This window comes from Streptomyces sp. HD (assembly GCF_028369295.1).
Taxonomy (GTDB): domain Bacteria; phylum Actinomycetota; class Actinomycetes; order Streptomycetales; family Streptomycetaceae; genus Streptomyces.
This window is the reverse complement of the sequence record NZ_JAQMYP010000014.1, coordinates 79,864-100,477: the sequence shown is the minus strand read 5'-3', so window position 1 is coordinate 100,477 and position 20,614 is coordinate 79,864. Positions and strand designations below refer to the sequence as shown.

Here is a 20,614-nt window from a genome sequence, read left to right as displayed (position 1 = left end):
CCGCGGCGTAATGTGAGCCGCATGGACCCGCAGGGGCACGAGGAGCACCTCGGCCTGGCAGCAGTGGCACGACGTCGGGCCGCGCTGGCCCGCGAGCGCGCGGAGCGGGCGGAGGCGGCCGCCCAGCGGCATGAACTCCTGGCAAAGGAACCCGGACGGGACTTCCACGCCCAGATCGCTCAGACGCACCGCAGAACAGCCGCGTGTCACCGTGCGTCGCAGCGGCTCCAGGAGGACTTCGCCCTCCGCGCGGCGCAATGGGACCGGGGGTACGGCACCCGACCGCGGTTCATGACCGGTGTCGCCGAGGCATGCGGCATGAGCAGCGCGGCAGTCACGCTGGTCGACGCCGGCCAGAACCAGCTCGCCATCGCGGTGTCTGACGAACAGTCCCGGGCAGCCCAGGAACTGGAGTACGTGCTCGGCGACGGGCCGACTCGTGACGCGGCGTCGGCACGCCGTCCGCTCCATGTGTCCGGGCGGGCGATCGAGGCACGCTGGCCCGGCTACGGTGTCGGCCTCGCTTCCCTGGGTCTAGCCTCGGTGGCAGCCCTACCGCTCCCGTCGCAGGACCGATGTATGGGGGTGCTGACGGTCTTCGATCCACGGCTCGCACCCGTGAGACGCGCCGACCTCACAGAAGTCGCCGCCGCCCTCACCCGCATCGTGCTCCTCGGCCCCGACGCCGACGCGGGCCTCTATGGCGAAATTGACATCCGCGCCATCGTTCTCCAGGCGACGGGCATGCTTTCCGAGCAGCTCGGTCGCCCCGTCGCCGACGCGCTGGCGCTCATCAAGGCCCGGGCGTTCGCTGAGGACGTATCCATCGAGACAATCGCCCGGCAGATCGTGCACGGAGACCTGAAACTCAGCTGAAGAGGTGCCATGACGCCCGAACAGCGGCTGGCCGATGTATTCGTGGCCTTGGCCGGTAGCACAGCTGACGGTCCGTTGGACGTGCACGGAACCCTCTCCGTCCTGGCGAACCGTGCACCGCCCCTGCTCGGCGCCTGCGCCGCGACCGTGGTGTTCGCCCCCGACGGCTACGAGACGGCGCAGGTGACAGGCTCGCAGCCCGAACTGTTCCGTCTGGAACACGAAGCCGTCGGGTGGCGCGAAGGCCCCGGACACGACTGCCACCACGCCCGCAGACGTGAAAACCAGGCGTCGCTCGACAACCTCCCCGCCAGGCAACGCTGGCCGCACTACACTCCCCAGGCTCTGCGACTGGGGTACACGCGCGTGGCGGCTCTCCCCATGCGCGAACCCACCGGAACGAGCGGAGCCCTCGTCCTACTGTCCAGCGAACGGCGCCGCTTCGCCCCGGACGCACTCGCGCTTGGCCAGTCCATGGCGGACTTCACGGCCGTCATCCTGGAACGTGCTCGCGAAGCCGACCGCAGCCAGACACTTACCGCCCAACTTGAGCAGGCGCTCACCGGCCGAGTGATCATCGAACAGGCCAAGGGCATGCTCGCGTCCCGCAGAGGGGTGACCGTGGACGAGGCCTTCGACCTCTTGCGCAAACACGCCCGTTCACGTCAGCGTTTGGTGAGGGATGTGGCCCGCGAGGTGGTTGATGGTCATGGGGATACCGGTACGACCGATGCCTCGTTGTGACACCTGGTGACTACCTGGATCTGCTGGACGACCTCGCCAACACGGCGGGGCCCGGGCCGAGATCGAGGAGGGCATGGCTCAGAAGCCGAGGGAGTTCGCGGCGGCGGGCAACCGGGTGTACCTGCCGATCGTGGACTGACGTCGACGTCGTGACCCGGGGCGCAATGCCCCGGCGTCCGGCGTGCTGCCCGGCTGTCGGGTGCGCTGTCCTGTTGCCGGGCGTGCTGTCCCGTTCGGGCGTGCTGCCAGGCGTTGGCTTGCGCCTCCCCGAGGAGGTTTCCCCGGGGCTCCGTCGAGGCGGAGGGTCCCCTGACAGAGGGCTCTCCTACGGCGGGGGCGCAAGCCGAGGGGCTACTCCGGCTGGTGATCCGGCCCTCCGAAGTCCGGGCTCGTGTAGTCCGGACTGGAGAAGCTCGGTCGCGGGCCGGAGGTGGGTCCGTCGCCCGGGCTGCTGAAACCCGGGCGGTCGTATCCGAGAGCCGGGATGCGGCCGGCCGGCGTCGACGGTGGCATGCGGTGCAGGGCCGATGCCGTGCCGGGGTCGGCGAGTGCCTCTCGCAGGAAGGGCAGGATGCCGCGCTCCAGCAGGGCCTCGCGCCAGGCTTCCCTGGCCCGGGACACCTCCTCGCTCAGTTCGCCGTAGGGTCCGCCGACGAACGCGGGCTGGTTGCGCAGGGCGGTGAGCAGAAGTCCGACCGCGGCGACCAGGATCGCGGCCGCTGCGACGGCGCCGAAGACCCATCCGGTGGTGAGCATCGTCTGGGCGAACGCCGGCTCGGGGTTGAGCATCCTCAGGATGTAACCCACGAGCAGGAAGATCGCCGCTGCGGTGCCGGCGAGGACAGGGGCCAGGACGGCGACCACGGCTATGACACCGGGGCCGGCGGTCTCGGCGACCTCTCCCATGGTGGCGGCGAGCCCCATCGCGCCCGTGCCCGACTCGGCGGAGCCGGACTCGCTGGTGGGCGACGGGGTGGACGGCGCCGGCCGGCGCAGTTCCTCGCGGACCTTCACATAATGCTGGTACTCGGTCGCCGCGGCCGCCGTGATGAGTGCGGTGGCGTTGAGCGCCATGGTGCGCAGCTGTTCGGGGTTGAGCCGCTGTCCGACAGCGGTCAGTTCCGGGCGGTGTGGTGCGGAGCGCAGCGCCTCGTCGAGGATCCGCTCGTAATCCTGGCGGTCCTCGCTGAGCAGGTGCTGCGGAACGCTGTTCATGTGCATCCCCCGATGCTCCGTAGGGCTTGGGGCTCGCATGGCAACGAGCCGTCGGGCAGAAACGGAGGGGAGCCTGCTACGGATAAGCCGATGGTAGAGCGGTGACGGCACACGGTGACAGGGGGTTTGCCAAAATTGGGCCCTGGCCTGCGCCGTCCTCCGCCGCTGTGTGATGGAGATGGAGGGACGTCTGCCCGATGAACGTTCAGATATCCAGGGGGAGTTGCTGGACCAGCAGCTTTCCGGCCATGGTCACGCCGCCGTCCATCGCGATGGCGAGGCCTTCGGCGTAGACGTGCGGTCCCTCGATGAGGGGCCCGGTGCTGTCCTCGGTCTCCTCGGAGCCGACCTCGCCCAGCAGGTACGGAATAGGGCTGTGGCCGTGAACGATGCGGGTGCCGCCGTACGTATCGAGCAGGGAACGCACATGGTCGGCGCCGCCCTGGTCGCGGAAGGAGAAGCGCTTGGTGAACTTGCGGAAGAGATCCCAGACTTCGTCGGCGTCGTTGCGGGTGAGCGTCTCGCGGACGGTGTCGTTGACCGCCTCGATCGAGTCGCCGTAGTCGAGATAGGCGGTGGTGTCCGAGTGCACGAGCAGATGCCCGTCGACCTCCTCCATGGCGTCCAGCCGCGCCATCCACTGCATGTGGTGGTCCTGGAGACGGTCCATGTCGGTCTTCTGGCCGCCGTTGAGCAGCCAGGCCGCCTGGAAGGTGGCGGTGCCCGCGCCGGAGTTGACGGGGGTGTCGCCGTACCGCTTGGCACCGATCAGCAACAGCTCGTGGTTGCCCATGAGGGCCTTGCAGTAGCCGCCTGCCGCGGCGGCCTCCGCGGACAGCCGCATCACGAGGTCGATGACGCCGATGCCGTCCGGGCCGCGGTCGGTGAAGTCGCCGAGGAACCACAGCCGGGCGGTGCCCGCGCACCAGTTCCCCGCCGAGTCGATCAGGCCCTTCTCCTGGAGAGCGGCCACCAACTCGTCGAGGTAGCCGTGCACGTCGCCGACCACGAACAGCGGGCCGGGAGCGTCCGTCGACTGCGGGACCGGCAGGGCGGCGGGGTCGACATGCACCTGAACCGTGTCACCGCGGTTGATGACGGGCAGGTCGCGCTGCGTCGGTGTGTACTCCTCCGGATACGTCTCGGCGAGGGCCGGGGCGACCTCGCCCGGGAGCATGCTGTGGGCGTACGGACCGGTCTCGTGGACGTACGCGGGCACCCGGAAGTCGCGCAACGTCGCCGTCCGCTCCACCTCGGGTCCCTGACCGGCCCCCTGAGTCATCAGACCCCTCCACCATCGCGCCGCAGCTGCACCGCATCGGACTGCCTGGTCGCAGCGGCCCGTGGGTGTCGTGGGCCCATCATAGGAATGCCGATCGCGCCATGTGATGACCCAGGGGTGGTGAATCGGAGCAGGACTCCTGTCCACCGCGGCTTTCGCCCCGATTGAGCCGGGCTTAGGCCGTCCGACGACCGTGCTCCTCGTCGCCCCTCGACCTGTTCTCGACGCTCCCGGAGCTGCTCTCAGCCCTCCGCCGACCTGCCGCTGCCATCTCCCCCGACCTGCTTCTAACGGTCCTCGGGAGACCGGGGCGGGCTGACTGTCGTACGCGGCGGTCGTCGCTGGGACGAGGTACGCACGATCAGCTCGGTCGGTATCACCTGCTGCAGCGGCTCGTCCGACTCCAGCCCTTCGATCGCGTCGATGAGGAGCTGGACCACGGCCGTGCCGATGCGGCGCGGCTTCAGGGAGAGCGTGGTGATGGGCGGCTCGGTGTTGGCGTACACGGTGGACTCGCTGCAGCAGACCAGAAGCAGGTCGTCCGGTACGCGCAGGCCGTAGCGACGGGCGGCGGCGAGCAGGTCGGTGCCGTTCGGGTCGAACAGGCCGTAGACGGCGTCGGGCCGGTCGGGGCGGGCGAGCAGCCGGTCCGCGGCGACGGCGCCGGCGCACGGGTCGTGCGCCGGGTAGGCCTCGTACACCGGGTCCTGGCCGACCCGCTCGCACCAGCGCAGATACGCGGTGGTCGACAGATGGGTGTACGTGTCCGTCGTGGTGCCCGTCAGCAGACCGATCCGGCGGGCTCCCGCGTCGGCCAGATGGTCGAGGATGCCGAGTACGGCGGCCTCGTGGTCGTTGTCGACCCAGGCGGTGACCGGGAGCGAGCCGGCCGGGCGTCCGTCGGAGACGACCGGCAGGCCCTGTTTGACCAGCTCGCTTACGACCGGGTCGTGGTCGGACGGGTCGATGACGACCGTGCCGTCGAGGGCGACGTTCGACCAGACATCGTGGCGCGACGTCGCGGGGAGGATCACGAGGGCGTAGCCGCGGGCGAGCGCGGCCGACGTGGCCGCGCGGGCCATCTCGGCGAAGTACGCGAACTCGGTGAAGGTGAAAGGTTCATCCCCGTACGTCGTCACGGTCAGGCCGATCAGGCCCGATTTGCCGGTACGGAGCGTGCGAGCGGCGGCCGAGGGCCGGTAGCCCAGCCGGTCGGCGACCTCTCGGACATGGCGTCGGGTGGCGTCGGGGAGCCTGCCCTTGCCGTTGAGGGCGTCGGAGACGGTAGTGATGGAGACTCCGGCAGCGGCGGCCACATCTCTGATCCCCGCCCGTCCGGGCCGACTGCCTCGGCGTGAGGTTTCCGCGCGGCTCACCTGGTGCTTCCCTGCTGCTGTCATGGCGAGCCGATAGTAGGGCTCATGCGGTGGGGTAGTGCGGACGCATATGCACCCGTTGACAGGCACGTTTCTGCAAGGTCATCAGGCATCAAATTCCTTGGAAATCAAGGGAGTTGAACGATCCAATGGCAAGACCTGACTTGTCGGCACGCATGGGCCTGCCAAGTGCACGATGTTTCGAAGAGGTCTCAACTCACCTTCACGAGGGATGCGCGCCACGGCGCGAGCCACCGGCGCGTAGATATATGTGTGGCGCGCCCCTCGATTCGTACGCCTTCGTACGGTGATGCCCCTGATGCAGGTGTGACGGAAGAGGTCTGCAGTCGAGGGCGCCGCACCTGTACGCATCGGCGCGGAATCCTCATAAGGTGAGAAGTATTGGAGCCGGCGGTGATGATGGGCCGCCGGTGGTCGCGAGGAGGACTGCGGTGAGCGAGACGAGCCCCAAGCTGCGCGCCGAGCTGGAGGGTATCCCTACCTACAAGCCGGGCAAGCCTGCCGCGGTCGGTGGCCCGGTGGCCTACAAGCTCTCCTCCAACGAGAACCCCTATCCGCCGCTGCCCGGCGTGATGGAGTCCGTGACGGTCGCCGCTTCGTCCTTCAACCGCTACCCGGACATGATGTGCACGGGGCTGATGAACGAGCTGTCCGAGCGCTTCGGCGTCCCGGCCTCCCATCTGGCCACAGGCACCGGCTCGGTCGGCGTCGCCCAGCAGCTGCTGCAGGCCACCTCCGGCCCGGGGGACGAGGTCATCTACGCCTGGCGCTCCTTCGAGGCGTACCCGATCATCACGCAGATCAGCGGCGCCACCTCGGTGCGGGTGCCGCTGACGGCGGGGGATGTGCACGACCTGGACGCGATGGCCGCCGCCATCACCGAGCGGACCAGGCTGATCTTCGTATGCAACCCCAACAACCCGACGGGCACGGTGGTGAAGAGGGCCGAGCTGGAGCGGTTCCTCGACCGGGTGCCGAACGACGTCCTGGTGGTGCTGGACGAGGCGTACCGCGAGTTCATCCGCGATGCCGAGGTGCCGGACGGTGTGGAGATCTACCGTGAGCGGCCGAACGTCTGTGTCCTGCGGACCTTCTCCAAGGCGTACGGCCTGGCCGGTCTCCGGGTCGGTTTCGCGATCGCCCATGAGCCGGTCGCGGCGGCGCTGCGCAAGACGGCCGTGCCCTTCGGCGTGAGCCAGCTCGCGCAGGAAGCGGCCATCGCCTCGCTGCGTGCCGAGGACGAACTGCTCGGCCGGGTCGGCTCGTTGGTGTGCGAGCGCGCCCGTGTGGTCGACGGGCTGCGCGCCCAGGGCTGGACGGTGCCGGAGACCCAGGCCAACTTCGTGTGGCTGCGGCTGGGGGAGCGCACGGTCGCCTTCGCGCAGGCGTGTGAGCAGGCCGGCGTGGTGGTCCGACCGTTCCCGGGCGAGGGTGTGCGCGTGACGGTCGGAGAGGCCGAGGCGAACGACATCTTCCTGAAGGTGGCGGAAGGGTTCCGGAAGGAGCTGTAGGGCTCCGCAGGCACGCTCAAGTGGCAAGCGCCTCAGCGCTCAAGTGTGCTCAGGCGTCCACGAGTTCCACGCGTACGGGGTCGCCGTCGCGGACCGTGGACAGCAGGCGGGGGTCGCCGTCGATGCGGCCCAGGACATTGCACGGGCTCGCGAGGCGGCACTCGTCGCCTCGCGAGATCGGCGTGGGTCCGTAGGGGAGCGCAAGTGCGTCTCCGTCGGTCCAGAAGGCGACCGTGCCCGGCTCCACGACCTGCCGGGCATCCGTTTCACGTGAAACGGACACTCCCGTGTCGAAGTACACCTCCTCGCCCCAGGTGTGGGCGGTTGAGGCGAGTGGCAGGGCCTTGGCGAGGGCTTGTGCGGTCGGGGTGTCGTCCAGGACAGCGGTGAGGTGTCCGGCGGGCCAGGAGATCAGTATGTGGAGCGATGTCTGAGTCTGCATGCAGGAGATTCAACAATGTGTTGAAGTTCGCGCCAAGGGGTTGAGCTGAATGAGGGACCCCCCTTCGTGGCTGGAAAGGTCCGTGCTGCATAATTGCTTGTGAATGTGAACGCTTTCACAAGCGTAGGTAAGGAGCGGCGACGTGGACCTGGCTTTGGCGCCGGAGACTCTGGCGCGCTGGCAGTTCGGTATCACCACCGTCTACCACTTTCTGTTCGTCCCCCTGACGATCTCGCTGGCCGCCCTCACGGCCGGGCTGCAGACCGCCTGGGTGCGCACGGAGAAGGAGAAGTACCTCAGAGCGACGAAGTTCTGGGGCAAGCTCTTCCTGATCAACATCGCGATGGGTGTGGTCACCGGCATCGTGCAGGAGTTCCAGTTCGGCATGAACTGGTCCGACTACTCGCGCTTCGTCGGTGACGTCTTCGGTGCCCCGCTCGCCTTCGAGGCGCTGATCGCCTTCTTCTTCGAGTCCACCTTCATCGGGCTGTGGATCTTCGGCTGGGACAAGCTGCCGAAGAAGATCCACCTGGCCTGTATGTGGATGGTCTCCATCGGCACGATCCTGTCGGCGTACTTCATCCTCGCGGCCAACTCGTGGATGCAGCACCCCGTCGGCTACCGGATCAACGAGGCGAAGGGGCGCGCCGAGCTCACGGACTTCTGGCTCGTGCTGACCCAGAACACCGCCCTGGCCCAGGCCTTCCACACCCTCTCCGCGGCCTTCCTCACCGGTGGCGCGTTCATGGTCGGCATCTCCGCCTTCCACCTGCTGCGCAAGAAGCACATCCGCGAGATGAAGACCTCGCTGCGGCTCGGCCTGGTCACCGTCGTCATCGGCGGCATGCTCACCGCGATCAGCGGCGACGTACTCGGCAAGATCATGTACGAGCAGCAGCCGATGAAGATGGCCGCGGCCGAGGCGCTGTGGGACGGCGAGGAGCCGGCGCCCTTCTCGGTCTTCGCCGTAGGTGACGTCGACAAGGGCCACAACAAGGTCGCCATAGAGATCCCGGGCCTGCTGTCCTTCCTGGCCAAGGACGACTTCACCTCGTACGTCCCCGGCATCAACGACATCAACAAGGCCGAGCAGGAGAAGTACGGTCCCGGTGACTACCGGCCCAACATCCCCGTCGCCTACTGGGGCTTCCGCTGGATGATCGGCTTCGGCATGGCGTCGTTCACCATCGGCCTGATCGGACTCTGGCTGACCCGCAAGAAGTTCATGCTGCCGCAGCACCTCAGGGTCGGTGACGACGAGGTACCGCATCTGGTGCTGCTCCCGAAGAAGGCACTCGGCCCGAAGCTGACCAAGTGGTACTGGCGGATCGCCATCTGGACCCTCGCCTTCCCGCTGATCGCCAACTCCTGGGGCTGGATCTTCACCGAGATGGGCCGCCAGCCCTGGGTCGTCTACGGCGTCCTGCGCACCCGTGACGCGGTCTCCCCCGGCGTCTCTCAGGGCGAGGTCCTCACCTCGATGATCGTCTTCACGGCGCTCTACGCCATCCTCGCCGTCGTCGAGGTCAAGCTCCTCGCGAAGTACGTCAAGGCCGGCCCGCCCGAGCTGACCGAGGCCGACCTGAACCCGCCCACGAAGATCGGCGGCGACTCCCCAGACGCCGACAAGCCGATGGCCTTCTCGTACTAGGCCGAGGGAGCTGCACAGTCATGGAACTTCACGACGTCTGGTTCGTCCTGATCGCCGTCCTGTGGATCGGCTACTTCTTCCTGGAGGGCTTCGACTTCGGGGTCGGCGTCCTCACCAAGCTGCTCGCCCGCAACCGGCCCGAGCGGCGGGTGCTGATCAACACCATCGGCCCTGTCTGGGACGGCAACGAGGTGTGGCTGCTCTCGGCGGGCGGTGCCACCTTCGCCGCCTTCCCCGAGTGGTACGCCACGCTCTTCTCCGGCTTCTATCTGCCGCTGCTGCTCATCCTGGTCTGCCTGATCGTCCGGGGTGTCGCCTTCGAGTACCGGGCGAAGCGGCCCGAGGAGAACTGGCAGCGCAACTGGGAGCACGCCATCTTCTGGTGCTCGCTGCTCCCGGCGTTCCTGTGGGGTGTGGCCTTCGCCAACATCGTGCGGGGCGTGAAGCTCGACCGGAGCCATGAGTACGTCGGCACCGTCCTGGACCTGCTCAACCCGTACGCGCTCCTCGGCGGCCTGGTGACGCTGACGCTGTTCACGTTCCACGGTGCGGTGTTCACCGCGCTGAAGACCGTGGGGGAGATCCGGGAGCGGGCGCGGCGGCTGGCGCTGTGGGTCGGCCTCGCGACGGCCGTCCTGGCCGTGATCTTCCTGCTCTGGACGCAGGTCGAGAACGGCGACGGACAGAGCCTGGTTGCCCTCATCGTGGCCGTTGCGGCGCTGGTCGCGGCTCTGGCGGCGAACCAGGCCGGGCGTGAAGGATGGTCGTTCGCCTTCTCCGGTGTCACCATCGTGGCGGCCGTGGCGATGCTCTTCCTGGCGCTCTTCCCGAACGTCATGCCGTCATCGCTCAATGAGGACTGGAGCCTCACGGTCACCAATGCCTCGTCGAGCCCTTACACCCTGAAGATCATGACCTGGTGCGCGGTCATCGCCACACCGATCGTCATGCTCTACCAGGGCTGGACATACTGGGTCTTCCGCAAGCGGATCGGTACGCAGCACATCGCTGAAACCGTGCACTGAGGGTGTGTTTCACGTGAAACCAATCGACCCGCGTCTCCTCCGATACGCCCGCGCCACGCGCCTCTTCCTGATCGCGGTCGTGGGTCTGGGCGCGGTCGGCGCGGGGCTGGTCATCGCGCAGGCGATGCTCATCGCCGAGGCGGTCGTGGGTGCGTTCCAGCACGGGATGTCCGCCGCTGAACTGCGCACTCCCCTGCTGCTGTTGGCGGCTGTCGCGGTCGGCCGCGCGGTGGTCGCCTGGCTCACCGAACTCGCCGCGCACCGTGCCAGCGCGGCGGTGAAGGCGGAGCTGCGGGGGCGGCTGCTGGAGCGGGCGGCCGAGCTGGGTCCCGGTTGGCTGAGCGGACAGCGGACCGGATCGCTCGTCGCCCTCGCCACACGAGGCGTTGACGCCCTCGACGACTACTTCTCGCGCTATCTGCCGCAGCTGGGACTCGCGGTCGTCGTGCCGGTGGCGGTGCTGGCGCGGATCGTGACCGAGGACTGGGTCTCGGCGGCCATCATCGTCGGCACCCTGCCGCTCATCCCGATCTTCATGATGCTGATCGGCTGGGCCACGCAGTCCCGGATGGACCGTCAGTGGCAGCTGCTGTCCCGGCTGTCCGGGCACTTCCTGGACGTCGTCGCAGGGCTGCCGACCCTGAAGGTGTTCGGGCGCGCCAAGGCGCAGGCCGAGTCCATCCGGCGGATCACCGGCGAGTACCGCAGGGCGACCATGCGAACCCTGCGGATCGCCTTCATCTCGTCCTTCGCGCTGGAGCTGCTCTCGACGCTCTCGGTGGCACTGGTCGCCGTCACGATCGGCATGCGGCTCGTCCACGGCGAGATGCATCTGTACGACGGCCTGGTCATCCTCGTGCTGGCGCCCGAGGCCTATCTGCCGCTGCGCCAGGTCGGCGCGCAGTACCACGCTGCGGCCGAGGGACTGTCCGCGGCCGAGGAGATCTTCGAGGTGCTGGAGACTCCGGTGCCGGTCTCCGGGACCGCGGCGATGCCGACGGGGACGGTGTCGTTCGAGTTCGAGGGAGTCTCGGTCCGCTACCCCGGACGGACCGCCGACGCCGTGACGGGTGTGTCCTTCGCCGTCGAACCCGGGGAGACGGTCGCCCTCGTCGGGCCGAGCGGCGCGGGCAAGTCGACGCTGCTGAGCGTGCTGCTGGGGTTCGTGCGGCCCGCCGAGGGGCGGGTGCTCGTCCGCGGAGCCGATCTCGCCGAGCTGGACCTGGAGGAGTGGCGCTCGCGGATCGCCTGGGTGCCGCAGCGGCCGCACCTGTACGCCGGGACGATCGCCGGGAACGTACGGCTGGCGCGTCCCGACGCGGACGACGCCGCCGTACGACGGGCGTTGGGGGACGCCGGGGCGCTGGAGTTCGTGGACGCGCTGCCGCGGGGCGTCGACACCGAGCTCGGTGAGGACGGGGCCGGGCTGTCGGCGGGGCAGCGGCAACGGCTCGCACTGGCCCGGGCGTTCCTCGCGGACCGGCCCGTGCTGCTGTTGGACGAGCCGACGGCCGCGCTCGACGGGGCCACCGAGGCCGAGGTCGTGGCGGCCGTGCGGAGGCTGTCGGCGGGGCGGACGGTACTGCTGGTCGTGCACCGGCCGGCGCTGCTGGGAGTGGCGGACCGGGTGGTGCGGCTCGCCGAGGCCGTGGCGCCTGATGGGGCGGCGGCCCTGCCCAAGGAGTCTGTCGAGGCTTCTGCCGAGGCGTCGGCCGGGAAGTCGGCCGAGGCGTCCGTCGCCCGTCCGAACGAGGGCGGCGAAGCGTCCGGAGGGGAGGCTCCCGCCGAGGCGGAGGCTGTGCCGCGTGCGGCGGACGCGCGGGGTGTTCTCGCCCGCGTCCGTGCCATGTCCGGCCCGCGACGTGGCCGCCTCGCCCTCGCGCTGCTGCTCGGGAGTCTCGCGCTCGGCAGCGCGGTGGGGCTCATGGCCACGTCCGGGTGGCTCATCTCACGGGCCTCGCAGCAGCCGCCCGTGCTGTATCTGATGGTGGCCGTGACGGCGACGCGGGCCTTCGGTATCGGGCGGGCCGTGTTCCGCTACGCCGAGCGGCTGGTGTCGCACGACGCGGTGCTGCGGATGCTGGCCGACACCCGGGTCGCCGTCTACCGGCGGCTGGAGCGGCTGGCCCCCGCCGGGCTGTGCCGCACGCGCCGGGGCGACCTGCTGTCGAGGCTCGTCGCGGATGTGGACGCGCTGCAGGACTACTGGCTGCGGTGGCTGTTGCCCGCGGCTGCCGCGGGCCTGGTGTCCGCCGGGGCCGTCGGCTTCACCACCTGGCTGCTGCCCGAGGCCGGTGCCGTGCTCGCCGTCGGGCTCCTCGCGGCCGGCGCCGGGGTCCCGCTCGTCACGGGTGCCGTCGCCCGCCGCGCCGAGCGCAGGCTGGCCCCCGCCCGGGGCGTGCTCGCGACGCGGGTCACCGATCTGCTCACCGGCACCGCCGAGCTGACCGTCGCCGGCGCCCTGCCCGGCCGTACGGCCGAGGCGCGGCGGGCCGACAGGGCGCTCACCCGGATCGCCTCGCGGGCCGCCACCGCCACCGCGCTCGGCGACGGACTCACCGCGTTGGTCTCCGGGCTCACCGTCGCCGCCACCGCCCTCGTGGGCGCCCAGGCGGTCGCCGACGGCAGGCTGGGCGGCGTGACGATGGCCGTCGTCGTCCTGGCCCCGCTGGCAGCCTTCGAGGCCGTCCTGGGGCTGCCGCTGGCCGTGCAGTACCGGCAGCGGGTGCGCAAGAGCGCCGAGCGCGTCCACGAGGTGCTGGACGCCCCCGAACCCGTACGGGAACCGGAGCGGCCCAGGCAGGCGCCCGCGTCGCCGTTCCCGGTCGCCGTCAGGGGCCTGACCGCCCGCCACGCAGGGCAGGACCGCGATGCGCTCGCCGGTTTCGACCTGAGTCTGGAGGAGGGCCGCCGGATCGCGGTGGTCGGGCCCTCCGGGTCCGGCAAGACCACACTGGCGCAGGTGCTGCTGCGCTTCCTGGACCCGGCGGCCGGCTCGTACACGCTGGGCGGAGTGGACGCGTACGCGCTGGACGGCGACGACGTACGACGCCTGGTCGGGTTGTGCGCGCAGGACGCGCACCTCTTCGACAGCTCCGTGCGCGAGAACCTGCTCCTCGCCAAGAAGGACGCCACCGAGGACGAACTGCGCGACGCCCTGAAGCGCGCCCGACTGCTCGACTGGGCCGACGGGCTGCCCGACGGTCTCGACACGCTCGTGGGCGAGCATGGGGCGCGGCTGTCCGGCGGGCAGCGCCAGCGGCTCGCGCTGGCCCGCGCACTGCTCGCCGACTTCCCCGTCCTCGTCCTCGACGAGCCCGCCGAGCACCTGGACCTGCCCACCGCCGACGCCCTCACCGCCGATCTGCTGGCCGCCACCGAGGGCCGTACGACCCTGCTGATCACCCACCGGCTGGCCGGTCTGGAGGCCGTGGACGAGGTGGTCGTCCTGGACCAGGGACGCGTGGTGCAGCGGGGCGCGTTCGCGGAGCTGGCCGCTGCGGAGGGGCCGCTGCGGGAGATGGTGGCGCGGGAGGAAGCGGCGGACCTGCTGGTGGGGACGCGGTAGCGCCCGGGCTCCCAGCTCCAAGGGGGGCTATCGGGGGTGGACGAACGATACCGGGACGGTCCTGTCGGCGCTCGCGTCAACATCAGTACTGACCCGTCCGCAGCAACACGTCCCCCGGGCGTACGACTTGAACAGGGCCATTCCCCGGTCCGCAGGTCACGATCGCTGACATGCGCTCATACCGTCGCCGTCTCCTGCTCGTTCCGGCGCTGCTGTGCGCGCTCGCCGCACTGGCGGCCGGGCCCGCCGCCTCCGGCGACGGGAAGGGCACCGGGCGCAATGGCACCGGAACCGGCGGAGACTCCGTTCTCAGTGCGCAGGTGGTGCAGCTGTACGCGGATGCGGCCCTGGCGACGCAGCGGTACGAGGCGGGACGGCGGGAGGCCGACGTACAGCGGGCCAAGGCACAGCGGATGGAGGCGCTGCTGGAGCGTGAGCGGCGGGAGATCGGTGTCCTGCGCGAGGATCTGGGCCGGATCGCGCGTGCCCAGTACCGCACGAGCGGCGGGATGCCGCTGACCGCGCAGATCATCCTCGCGAAGAGCCCGGACCAGCTGATGCGAGGTCAGCGCGTCTTCTCACAGACGAACCTGGTCGTCGGCAACGCCATCGAGAAGAGCCGACGCGCCGAGGCCCGGCTCAGCAGGGACGAGGCCAAGGCCGCGGCGTCCTGGCAGAGCCTGGAGAAACGCAACGCCGAACTCGCCGAACTGAAGAAGGGCATCGAGCAGAAGCTCGAAGAGGCGCGCTGGCAGCTGCAGGGGCAGGCCGACGCCTCCGTGGCCGCCGGCGCCTGCCGCGGTGCCGTCCGGCTCGACCAGCCGAAGACCGACGGCACGACCGAGTGGGTCACGCCGGTGGAGTCGTACGAACTGTCCGCGGCGTTCGGCAGCGGCGGCCTGCGGTGGGCGAACCTGCACACCGGGCAGGACTTCGCGGTGCCGATCGGCACGCCGGTGCGCGCGGTCGGGGACGGGAGAGTGGTCAGGGTGTCGTGCGGGGGCGCCTTCGGCATGGAGGTCGTCCTCCGGCACGCGGACGGCTACTACACGCAGTACGCCCATCTCGCCGCCGTCGCTGTCGACCAGGGCGAGCGGGTCGAGGCCGGGCAGTGGATCGGTCAGACGGGCACGTCCGGCAACTCCACCGGCCCTCATCTGCACTTCGAGGTGCGGATCACCCCGGAGATGGGCTCGGCGCTGGACCCGGTGCCGTGGTTGACGGCGCGGGGAGTGCGACTCGGGTAGGGCTACTCCCGCTCCGCCAGCAGCTGTTCGATCACGACCGCCACACCGTCCTCGTTGTTGGCGACGGTCCGCCCCGACGCGGCGGCGATGACATCCGGGTGCGCGTTGCCCATCGCGTACGACCGGCCCGCCCAGGTCAGCATCTCGACGTCGTTGGGCATGTCCCCGAAGGCCACGACCTCCTCGTGCGAGATACCGCGCTCGGCGCAGCACAGGGCGAGTGTGCTGGCCTTGGATACACCGGGGCCGCTGATCTCCAGCAGGGCGCTGGGGCTGGAGCGGGTGACATTGGCGCGGTCGCCGATGCTGAGGCGGGCGAGGGTGAGGAAGGCGTCGGGGTCGAGGGTGGGGTGGTAGGCGAGGATCTTGATCACCGGTTCGTCGGCACCGGGGCCGTCCGGCGCCAGGAGGGCCTCGGCCGGCGCGAGCTCGTCCGGTATCTCCATGTGCAGCTTGGGATAGTCCGGCTCCTGGTGGAAGCCGTACGTCTGCTCCACCGCGTACACCGTGCCCGGCGCCGCGTCCCGCAGCAGTCGCACGGCGTCCAGCGCGTTCTCCCGCGCCAGCTCGCGCACCTTCACGAACCGGTGGGCGCCGGGGCCGCCGTGCAGGTCGACCACCGCGGCGCCGTTGCCGCAGATCGCCAGGCCGTGACCGTGGACGTGGTCGCTGACGACGTCCATCCAGCGGGCCGGGCGGCCGGTGACGAAGAACACCTCGATGCCCGCCTCCTCGGCGGCGGCCAGCGCGGCGACCGTGCGGGGGGAGACCGACTTGTCGTCCCGCAGCAGTGTGCCGTCCAGGTCGGTGGCGATGAGCCGCGGGCGGACGGCGGGTGTACCGCCCTGTCCGAGCGCGGCCGAGAACTCGGGGGAAGCCGGGGTCTGGGGCTGTCGAGTCGCTGAGGTCACTGGCCCATTCTCCCGCATATGCCTGCACGACCGTGCGCGTGTGCGCACATCTGAGGCGGCACCTGAGGAGAAACCGTCCCTGCCGACGCCGCCGACAGCCGCCTCACCAGCACTGTTGTGCGTGCCGATCTCATCGGAGCTGAGCGGCCGCGTCCATGGCGATCTGCTCGAAGGTCTTTTCGTCGGCTGCGAAGTCCGAGTCGGGGATCGGCCAGTGGACCACGATCTCGGTGAAACCCAGTTCCTGGTGGCGCCCGGCGAAGTCCACGAAGGCGTTCAGCGACTCCAGCGGACGGCTGCGGTCCGGGGTGAAACCGGTGAGCAGGATCTTGTCGATCCCGGACACGTCCCGACCGATCTCGGCGCAGGCGTCGGCCAGCTTCTCGGCCTGTCCGCGAATGGCTTGAACCGACTGTTCAGGAGTGCCGTTCTCGTACAGCTTGGGGTCACCCGTGGTCACCCATGCCTGCCCGAAGCGAGCCGCGAGCCGCAGGCCGCGCGGCCCGGTCGCGGCGACCGCGAACGGCAGCCGGGGGCGCTGTACACACCCGGGGATGTTGCGCGCCTCGTGCGCCGAGTAGAAGTCGCCCTCGTACGACACCGAGTCCTCGGTCAGCAGCCCGTCCAGGAGCTGGACGAACTCGGCGAAGCGGTCGGCGCGCTCGCGCGGCGTCCACGGGTCCTGGCCGAGCACCGTGGCGTCGAACCCGGAGCCACCGGCACCGACACCGAGGGTGAAACGGCCACCGGAGACATCGTCGAGGGAGATCAGCTCCTTGGCGAAAGGCACCGGGTGCCGGAAGTTCGGCGAGGTCACCAGGGTGCCCAGGCGCAGATCGTCGGTGACGGCCGCGGCGGCGGTCAGTGTCGGCACGGCACCGAACCAGGGGCCGTCCCGGAAGGTGCGCCAGGACAGGTGGTCGTAGGTGTAGGCGGCGTGGAAGCCGAGCTGCTCCGCGCGCTGCCATGTCTCACGACCCCCCTCTGACCAGCGGCGGTACGGGAGGATCACGGTGCTCAGGCGCAGACTCATGTTTCGAGCCTATGCGGCCGAACGGGTTTCACGTGAAACAGTCACCGCACGCGGCTGCCCAGCCACGGAGTGAGGCTGATGCGGATCAAGACTGACGTTCACGCCGGGGTTCGGATCACGCCGGAAGGCGGGTCAACGGGACTCGGGAAAGCGCAGGTACTCCGGCGGTACCGCCTTCGCCAGCCACACCCCGTTCGCGCTGAGGTGGAAGACATGGCCGTCGCGGTGCATGGCGCCGGCGTCCACGGAGAGCACAACCGGGCGGCCGCGTCGGGAGCCGACCCGTGTCGCGGTCTCACGGTTGGCTGAGAGGTGCACGTCGTGCCTGTTCATGGGCCTGAGGCCCTCGCGGCGGATCGCTTCCAGATGGGGCGCCACGGTGCCGTGGTAGAGATACTGCGGTGGCGTGGCCGGGGGCAGTCCGAGGTCGACGTCGATGCTGTGGCCCTGGCTGGCGCGGATACGCGTGCCCTCGATCGCGAAGCGCTTCTTGTCGTTCGAGGCGACCACGTGGTCCAGCTCTTCCCGGGTGAACCGGAATCCGTGCGCGGCCGCGGCGGTGATCAGTGTGTCGATCTCGACCCAGCCGCCCTCGTCGAGGATCAGTCCGATGCGCTCCGGCTGATGGCGCAGGTGCTTCGAGAGGTACTTCGACACCTTCACGGTGCGTCTTTCGTCCATGCCACCAGACTGCCGGGAGCGAGGTGAATCACGCGAATGATTTCGCTCTCGATGTTTGGTCCACAACCAAGTGCGGTTATCCACAGGGGAATTGGCGATTCTGTGGACAACGAGCCGTCGTTTCAAAGGGTTTCGTCAAGTTCAGCTGATGAGCTGTGATTTGCGGCCAGCCGGTCCAAAGCCCGTGCCCGCACCTCTCGTTCGGCGGCCAGTGTGATGAACTCGGCGGCTTGCTCCGGGCCAACCAGGGCCTCCACGGCCTGCATTGCCTTCACCGGAATCGCAACATTTCGAGTGGTTTTGCGGAGATCCGGCTCCTCGTTCCCGCCCAGCCGCTGCCGCAGGTGCCGGACCGCCAACAGCCGCATCGCCCGAGCGAGTTCAGCGTCCACCGTCTGCTGCGCCAGCGGACGCAGTCGACGTACGAGTGAGGCCGCCTCGGACGCGTCGGAGTCCGTCGGACGGTGCGGTCCGTCGAGGTAGCGGGCGAAGACGTGCTCGGTGGTGAACTCCAGGAAACGGGCGGCGATGTGCTCGACCTGCCCCCTCAACTCCCGTAGGTGGCCCGAGATCGCGGACAGCGGCACCCCCGCCGCGTGCAACTCGACTGCCACGGCCAGCTCTTGAGGACTCGGCACGACGAAGGTGTCCGCGTCGCCGGAGACGGGTTCCAGCACACCGAGTTCCACGGCGTCGGCCACCGCCGCGTCGTCCGGGGCTCCGCCGAAGCGCTCGTCCAGCTCGGCGCGCGAGATCCGGACCGCCTCCTCGTCGGTCCACGGCCCGTCCACCTCGGCGGCCAGCCCGAGCACCCCGCCGAGGCCACGACCGGCGTCCCAGGCCTCCAGGAGCTCCTTTATGGAGGCCAGGGTGTAGCCGCGGTCGAGGAGGTCGGCGATCTGCCGCAGGCGGACGAGGTGGGCGTCGGAGTAGACGTTGGCACGGCCCCGGCGCTCGGGGCGGGGGAGCAGGCCGCGGTCCTGGTAGGCGCGGATGGTGCGAACGGTGGCGCCGCTGAGGTGCGCGAGATCCTCGATCCGGTAGCCGGGCGAGGCCGGCCCGTCGGCCACATGGCCGACCTCACCGCGCCGGTCGGTTGAGCGTCTGACCTCGCTCATAGCGGCGGCTCCCAACTCGCGGAGGTGACTCTCAACTCACTGCAGTGGACCCGAACTCCCAGCAGGGGCCTTGAATTCAAAGCCGGGGCTCCGAACTCACAGCAGAGCCTCGAACTCAGCACTTTGGCCTCGAACTCACAGCAGGGTCCTCGAACTCACAGCGGTGGCTCCATCCGCGCGACCCTGCGCAGCGCCTTCGGTGTGAAGCGCGCCATGAGATACGCCCCGCGCGCCTCCGGCGTCACCGGAACGACGGCCTCACCGCGCACCACCGCCCGCAGGATGGCGTCGGCGACCTTCTCCGGCGGATAGTTCCGCAGCCCGTACAGCCGCGCGGACTTCTTCTGGCGCCGTTTCTGCTCCTCGGCGTCGACCCCGGCGAAGTGCGCGGTCGAGGTGATGTTGGTGTTGACGATGCCCGGGCAAATCGCGGTGACGCCGATGCCCTGGCCTGCCAGCTCCGCGCGCAGGCACTCGCTCAGCATCAGTACGGCCGCCTTGGAGGTGCTGTACGCGGGCAGCGCCTTGGAGGGCTGGTACGCCGCCGCCGACGCGGTGTTGACGATGTGGCCGCCCTGTCCGCGCTCGGCCATCTGCTTGCCGAAGAGCCGGCAGCCGTGGATGACGCCCCACAGATTGACGTCGAGGACCTTCTTCCAGTCCTCGGGCGTGGTGTCGAAGAAGGAGCCCGACAGGCCGATCCCGGCGTTGTTCACCAGGATGTCCACCACGCCGTACTCGGCGGCGACCCTCGCGGCGAGCTTCTCCATGGCCTGCTCGTCGGAGACGTCGACCGTCTCCGCCCAGGCCTCGGGCGCGCCGATCAGCCGGGACATCTCGGCGGTGCGGGACGCGGCCTCGCCGTCCCGGTCGACGGCCACCACGCGCGCGCCGGCCTCGGCGAACGCGTACGCCGTCGCCCGTCCGATGCCGCTGCCGGCACCGGTCACGAGGACGAGCTGCCCGCCGAAGCGGTCGGCGTACTTCCCGGTCGCCGTCACCCCTTCCGGGCGCCCGCCCTCGACGGAGGTGATGAACTCGGTGATCCAGGAGGCCAGTTGATCGGGACGGCTGCGCGGTATCCAGTGCTTCGCCGGAAGGGTGCGCCGGGTCAACTGCGGAACCCACAGCTCCAGTTCGTCGTAGAGCTTCTCCGACAGAAACGCGTCCCCCAGGGGGGTGATGAGCTGCACGGGCGCGTGTGCGTACGCGTCGGCGCGCGGACGGGTCAGCCGGGCCCTGATGTTGTCGCGGTACAGCCATGCGCCGTGTGCCGCGTCCGTCGGCAGTGACGAGGTCGGGTAACCATTGCTGGGCACCTTCTCGAAGCGCTCCAGCAGCCTCGGCCAGCGCTTGCCGAGGGGGCCGCGCCAGGCCAGTTCGGGCAGCACGGGCGTGTGCAGCGCGTAGACGTACCAGGACTTGGCGCCCTGGCCGAGGAGCTGGCCGACGCGCCGCGGGGTGGGGCGCTTGACGCGCTGGTTGATCCAGTGGCCGAAGTGGTCCAGGGACGGTCCGGACATCGAGGTGAAGGAGGCGATCCGCCCCTCGGTGCGCTTGACCGTGGCGAACTCCCAGGCCTGCACCGAGCCCCAGTCGTGTCCCACCAGATGCACGGGCCGGTCCGGGCTCACCGCCTCCGCCACGGCCAGGAAGTCGTCCGTCAGCTTCTCCAGAGTGAACCCGCCCCGCAGCGGCTTCGGCGCCGTCGACCGGCCATGGCCCCGGACGTCGTACAGCACGACATGGAAGCGTCCGGCGAGCCGAGGCGCGACCTCGGACCACACCTCCTTGCTGTCCGGATAGCCGTGCACCAGGATCACCGTGGGCTGCCCGGGGTCGCCCAGCTCGGCGACGCACAGCTCGACGCCGCCGGTCCGTACGAGGCGCTCGCGCGCGCCCTGAAGAGTCAC

16 protein-coding genes and 1 pseudogene are annotated in these 20,614 nt (G+C 69.9%); 8 read left to right on the top strand and 9 right to left on the bottom strand.

Translation table 11 applies throughout. The features are described from left to right. The first annotated feature begins 21 nt into the window (after positions 1 to 21). The 3 genes and pseudogenes from POF73_RS16205 to POF73_RS16195 all read left to right on the top strand — a co-directional run. Entirely contained in the window at positions 22 to 876 is an 855-nt protein-coding gene (locus POF73_RS16205; RefSeq protein ID WP_272115559.1) for a GAF and ANTAR domain-containing protein, read from the top strand. A 9-nt stretch (positions 877 to 885) separates the two neighbouring features. After that, positions 886 to 1,620 carry a GAF and ANTAR domain-containing protein gene (locus tag POF73_RS16200; protein ID WP_272115557.1) on the top strand — a complete coding sequence of 245 codons (735 nt, stop codon included), beginning with the start codon at positions 886 to 888 and terminating at the stop codon, positions 1,618 to 1,620. Between the two features lie 34 nt (positions 1,621 to 1,654). Then, positions 1,655 to 1,759: pseudogene (locus POF73_RS16195) on the top strand (thiamine biosynthesis protein ThiC); the annotation flags it as partial. 212 nt (positions 1,760 to 1,971) lie between these two features. Here POF73_RS16195 and POF73_RS16190 read toward each other — a convergent pair. From POF73_RS16190 to POF73_RS16180, 3 genes are all read right to left on the bottom strand, one after another. Next, complete coding sequence (locus tag POF73_RS16190) at positions 1,972 to 2,841, bottom strand: hypothetical protein (RefSeq protein WP_272115555.1); 870 nt, start codon at positions 2,839 to 2,841, stop codon at positions 1,972 to 1,974. A 199-nt stretch (positions 2,842 to 3,040) separates the two neighbouring features. Further along, positions 3,041 to 4,117: a metallophosphoesterase gene (locus POF73_RS16185; RefSeq protein ID WP_272115553.1), complete on the bottom strand. Its 1,077-nt coding sequence runs from the start codon at positions 4,115 to 4,117 to the stop codon at positions 3,041 to 3,043. A gap of 287 nt (positions 4,118 to 4,404) precedes the next feature. Then, complete coding sequence (locus POF73_RS16180) at positions 4,405 to 5,517, bottom strand: LacI family DNA-binding transcriptional regulator (RefSeq protein ID WP_272115551.1); 1,113 nt, start codon at positions 5,515 to 5,517, stop codon at positions 4,405 to 4,407. A gap of 428 nt (positions 5,518 to 5,945) precedes the next feature. Here POF73_RS16180 and hisC point away from each other — a divergent pair, with 428 nt between their 5' ends. After that, on the top strand, positions 5,946 to 7,025 hold the full coding sequence (gene hisC / locus POF73_RS16175) for a histidinol-phosphate transaminase (protein ID WP_272115549.1): 1,080 nt from the start codon (positions 5,946 to 5,948) through the stop codon (positions 7,023 to 7,025). A 49-nt stretch (positions 7,026 to 7,074) separates the two neighbouring features. Here the strand turns inward: hisC and POF73_RS16170 are convergent, their stop codons facing one another. After that, positions 7,075 to 7,467 (bottom strand): cyclophilin-like fold protein, encoded by a 393-nt coding sequence (locus tag POF73_RS16170; RefSeq protein WP_272115547.1) that lies wholly within the window; start codon positions 7,465 to 7,467, stop codon positions 7,075 to 7,077. 142 nt (positions 7,468 to 7,609) lie between these two features. Here POF73_RS16170 and POF73_RS16165 point away from each other — a divergent pair, with 142 nt between their 5' ends. From POF73_RS16165 to POF73_RS16150, 4 genes are all read left to right on the top strand, one after another. Beyond that, entirely contained in the window at positions 7,610 to 9,118 is a 1,509-nt protein-coding gene (locus POF73_RS16165; protein WP_272115545.1) for a cytochrome ubiquinol oxidase subunit I, read from the top strand. A 20-nt stretch (positions 9,119 to 9,138) separates the two neighbouring features. Further along, positions 9,139 to 10,143, top strand: a complete 1,005-nt coding sequence (gene cydB / locus POF73_RS16160; protein WP_272115543.1) for a cytochrome d ubiquinol oxidase subunit II — start codon at positions 9,139 to 9,141, stop codon at positions 10,141 to 10,143. Between the two features lie 13 nt (positions 10,144 to 10,156). After that, positions 10,157 to 13,711, top strand: coding sequence for a thiol reductant ABC exporter subunit CydD (gene cydD, locus POF73_RS16155; protein WP_272115541.1), 3,555 nt, complete (start codon positions 10,157 to 10,159; stop codon positions 13,709 to 13,711). Between the two features lie 170 nt (positions 13,712 to 13,881). After that, positions 13,882 to 14,958 (top strand): M23 family metallopeptidase, encoded by a 1,077-nt coding sequence (locus POF73_RS16150; protein ID WP_272115540.1) that lies wholly within the window; start codon positions 13,882 to 13,884, stop codon positions 14,956 to 14,958. A gap of 2 nt (positions 14,959 to 14,960) precedes the next feature. On the opposite strand, the gene POF73_RS16145 is transcribed toward POF73_RS16150, so the two are convergent. The 5 genes from POF73_RS16145 to POF73_RS16125 all read right to left on the bottom strand — a co-directional run bounded on the left by POF73_RS16145 (position 14,961) and on the right by POF73_RS16125 (position 20,614). After that, a complete protein-coding gene (locus POF73_RS16145) occupies positions 14,961 to 15,887 on the bottom strand; it encodes a Cof-type HAD-IIB family hydrolase (RefSeq protein WP_272115538.1) in 927 nt (308 codons plus the stop codon). A gap of 112 nt (positions 15,888 to 15,999) precedes the next feature. Next, positions 16,000 to 16,902, bottom strand: coding sequence for an LLM class flavin-dependent oxidoreductase (locus POF73_RS16140; RefSeq protein WP_272115536.1), 903 nt, complete (start codon positions 16,900 to 16,902; stop codon positions 16,000 to 16,002). A gap of 132 nt (positions 16,903 to 17,034) precedes the next feature. After that, positions 17,035 to 17,583: an RNA 2'-phosphotransferase gene (locus tag POF73_RS16135; RefSeq protein ID WP_272115534.1), complete on the bottom strand. Its 549-nt coding sequence runs from the start codon at positions 17,581 to 17,583 to the stop codon at positions 17,035 to 17,037. A gap of 122 nt (positions 17,584 to 17,705) precedes the next feature. Next, complete coding sequence (locus tag POF73_RS16130; RefSeq protein ID WP_272115532.1) at positions 17,706 to 18,701, bottom strand: MerR family transcriptional regulator; 996 nt, start codon at positions 18,699 to 18,701, stop codon at positions 17,706 to 17,708. A 155-nt stretch (positions 18,702 to 18,856) separates the two neighbouring features. Then, positions 18,857 to 20,614, bottom strand: coding sequence for an SDR family oxidoreductase (locus POF73_RS16125; protein ID WP_272115848.1), 1,758 nt, complete (start codon positions 20,612 to 20,614; stop codon positions 18,857 to 18,859).

Excerpts from the sequence above, each read along its gene's own strand:
- POF73_RS16170 (WP_272115547.1), bottom strand. The coding sequence starts at position 7,467 with ATGCAGACTCAGACATCGCTCCACATACTGATCTCCTGGCCCGCCGGA.
- POF73_RS16205 (WP_272115559.1), top strand. The coding sequence starts at position 22 with ATGGACCCGCAGGGGCACGAGGAGCACCTCGGCCTGGCAGCAGTGGCA.
- POF73_RS16135 (WP_272115534.1), bottom strand. The coding sequence starts at position 17,583 with ATGGACGAAAGACGCACCGTGAAGGTGTCGAAGTACCTCTCGAAGCAC.
- cydB (WP_272115543.1), top strand. The coding sequence starts at position 9,139 with ATGGAACTTCACGACGTCTGGTTCGTCCTGATCGCCGTCCTGTGGATC.
- POF73_RS16185 (WP_272115553.1), bottom strand. The coding sequence starts at position 4,117 with ATGACTCAGGGGGCCGGTCAGGGACCCGAGGTGGAGCGGACGGCGACG.
- POF73_RS16130 (WP_272115532.1), bottom strand. The coding sequence starts at position 18,701 with ATGAGCGAGGTCAGACGCTCAACCGACCGGCGCGGTGAGGTCGGCCAT.
- POF73_RS16190 (WP_272115555.1), bottom strand. The coding sequence starts at position 2,841 with ATGCACATGAACAGCGTTCCGCAGCACCTGCTCAGCGAGGACCGCCAG.
- POF73_RS16145 (WP_272115538.1), bottom strand. The coding sequence starts at position 15,887 with ATGCGGGAGAATGGGCCAGTGACCTCAGCGACTCGACAGCCCCAGACC.
- POF73_RS16140 (WP_272115536.1), bottom strand. The coding sequence starts at position 16,902 with ATGAGTCTGCGCCTGAGCACCGTGATCCTCCCGTACCGCCGCTGGTCA.
- POF73_RS16200 (WP_272115557.1), top strand. The coding sequence starts at position 886 with ATGACGCCCGAACAGCGGCTGGCCGATGTATTCGTGGCCTTGGCCGGT.
- POF73_RS16180 (WP_272115551.1), bottom strand. The coding sequence starts at position 5,517 with ATGACAGCAGCAGGGAAGCACCAGGTGAGCCGCGCGGAAACCTCACGC.
- POF73_RS16150 (WP_272115540.1), top strand. The coding sequence starts at position 13,882 with ATGCGCTCATACCGTCGCCGTCTCCTGCTCGTTCCGGCGCTGCTGTGC.